At 66.5% G+C, this 2,024-nt stretch carries 1 protein-coding gene; it reads right to left on the bottom strand.

What is annotated here, in order from left to right; all coding sequences use genetic code 11:
- On the bottom strand, window positions 1-1,939 hold a 1,939-nt coding region (locus tag EJI00_RS24730), incomplete at its 3' end, for a hypothetical protein (protein ID WP_148110656.1).
- Between the last annotated feature and the right edge of the window lie 85 nt (window positions 1,940-2,024).

The raw sequence follows: 2,024 nt of genomic DNA on the forward strand, positions 1-2,024 counted from the left end.
GTGCCACCCATCTCGGAGACGTACCCTCGGGAAGCACCTCTATGAGGGTGTTGTACAGCGCATTTTGGGGATGACGCGGGTCGCTGAATTCGCGCAGCAACGGGCGGCTCGTGTCGGCCGCGGCAGTGGCGGATATCTGTTTGCCGTACGTGCCCGCCTCCAAATCATGCCGGCTGTCGCGGCCTTGCACGATCTGCGTCGTCCCTGGCTGATCGCGCCGATCCCTCTCATCGCGCTCATCACGCCGCTCCAGGCCGCCGTGTCTGCGCTCTGCGGCCATGCGTGCCATCTGCTGGTGCATCTGGGCCAATTCGGCCTGTGCCGCAGCCTCCCGGGCTTGCGCTGCGGCCACCTGGGCTTGCGCCGCCGCAATGGCTGCGGCATCGCCTTGAGGGTTCGAGTGCACCGGGGCCGCCACTGAGGCGTGGGTTGTCGGCGAGTGCATCGTCTCGGCGCCAGCGATCGGCCGAGCAGGGCTGACATGCGCCTGTGCCACAGGCGCATCCTCCAGCAAACGCCTTGGCGAATGGTCCTGTGCGCGTTCCTGCGGACGTTCCTGCGCGCGCTCCTGCGTGCGCTCCACCGAAGGCTGCAGCGTCCTTTGAGGGCTCGGCTCGTTCTTGAACCGCTCCCTGTCCTGCGCCAGCGCAATCTCCAGGTCGCGCATATGGGCCTGCTCCTGCGCCAGGTGCATCCGGTACAACGGGCTGCTCTTGTCCAAATTGGATACATCCAGCTTGCCCACGGGCCGCAACGAGCCCGGGGAAATCTGCTCGGGCTCGTCGCGGCGCCGGTGCGCCTCGGCAAAGCTCATGCCGCCCGGCGTGGGCACGATGCGCGATTCATGCGTGGTGATCTGAGGAACGGGTTCCCGCTGCGCAGGAGCCTGTGCAGGTGCAGGCGTCCTGAACGAACCGGGGATGACGTGGACAGAGCCCTCTTCGTTTTGTGCAGGGTTCGGTGGCGCCGCACTTTGCAATTCCATGCCATCGGCCGCGTAGTTTCGAACGGCAGTTGCAGACTGCGTGACGTTGCCCGCGCCATCGCGCCGGGTGATGGTCTCGGTTTCTGTGTAGTGGCCGGTTGCGGCATCGCGAGCCCAGATGGTCGTGTGGGCCCTGCCTTCATGAATCACCGTTGCGGCCAGTCCCAGAGGCGAGCCGTCAGGAGCGAACCCATCCTCGACGGATGGGCCGCCAGCCTTGGCGGGTGTGCCCCCGGCTTGCTCCATGACACCCGTTTCGCGGTTGAGCGTCCAGTGAACGCCGCTTTGATAGTCGCTGGTTGCCACCAGGCGAAAGCCGTCCGGAGACGCACTGTGGTTCTCGTAGGTTTTCTCGCCGAGAAGCTCGCCGCGGGCTCTGTCGACTTCCTGCACGATGCGGCTGGCGGAGCCATCGGCATTGCGCACGTCCAGGATGTTCAGGGCTTGGCCCGGCTCGGGCGACCGAGCCCAGGTCTGGGTGGCGTGGGCACCGATGGCGGAGGGGGTGCCCCACAGCAGGCCATTGGGGCCCATGTTGTTGGCCGACTGGATCTCGCTGCGCGCAAATGCTTCCCGCAAAGCTTCGCGCTGCTGCTGGGCGGCCTCTGCCCGAGCCTGGGCCAGCTGCGATTCGAAGCCCGCCGCCTGAAGGTAGCTGCCGGTGAGTTCGGCCGCCTTGGCGCCGCTGACGACTTCCACATAGCGGCTGGGCAAGGCGGGGTTGTCCTGGATCGAGAACCAGGTGTACTTGCCTTCGATCTGCACCAGCGCGTATTGGCTTCCGTCCGATGTCGTGACAGTCGGGGTCAGCCCCGTGCCGTTGGGCAGCGTCAGCGGCGGGCCGAGCTTGTTGGGGGTGTCGCCGCCTGTGAGATAGGTGCCGAGGGACTTGGCGCCTTGGGCGCCAACGAAGGCGCCGAACCCGCCACCGACAAGGGCGCCTATCGCACCCACAAACGGTCCTCCAAGTGCCGAGCCAGCGGTCCCAAACGCTTTAGCACCAGCTGCAGCTCCAGAAGCTTGCCCTGCGACCCCTAGC

Origin of the sequence: Variovorax sp. DXTD-1, from assembly GCF_003984625.1 — a bacterium.
GTDB lineage: Bacteria > Pseudomonadota > Gammaproteobacteria > Burkholderiales > Burkholderiaceae_C > Variovorax.